The sequence below is a fragment of the Candidatus Symbiopectobacterium sp. NZEC135 genome, assembly GCF_025962695.1.
Map to the genome: position 1 here is coordinate 1 of NZ_JAGFPF010001304.1, position 607 is coordinate 607.

General features: G+C 56.0%; 1 protein-coding gene. It reads right to left on the reverse strand.

The window, feature by feature from the left end; genetic code table 11:
- Positions 1-607 (reverse strand): fumarate hydratase (locus J5224_RS33955; protein WP_264629257.1); only part of this gene is annotated, 607 nt, incomplete at both ends.

The window sequence follows — 607 nt, forward strand, 5'->3', positions numbered from 1 at the left end:
GCCGCCGTAGTAAAACGGGTGGTCTATCACGTATTGTGGCAACCCTTCACCGTTGTCGATGCGCTCTTTGAGTTTGGCGTGAGCAATATCGCGCGCCACAATAATGGTACCGGACAGAGAGAGACGCGTGGAAACCGGATACTGAGACAGCGTTTTCAGGATCTGTTCCATCGGTTGGTTAAGATCGATCTTGACCGCTTCACCTTCCCCGGCCTCACGCAGAGACTCAGGAATGTATTTGCCAGGGTTCTGCTCTAACTGCTCCAGCCAGATGCCATCGCGGTTGATTTTCGCCTTGATGTTGCGGTCAGCGGAGCAGGAAACGCCCATGCCAACCGGGCAGGAAGCGCCGTGACGCGGCAGACGAATAACGCGGATATCGTGAGCGAAATATTTACCGCCGAACTGTGCGCCTAACCCCAGATCCTGTGCCGCTCTCAGCAATTCATTTTCCAGTTCGACGTCGCGGAAGGCTTGCCCATGTTCATTGCCGCTGGTAGGCAGCGTATCGTAGTATTTGGTGGAAGCCAGCTTCACGGTTTTCAGCGTACTTTCCGCGGAGGTACCGCCGACAACAAAAGCGACGTGGTACGGCGGGCAGGCGGCG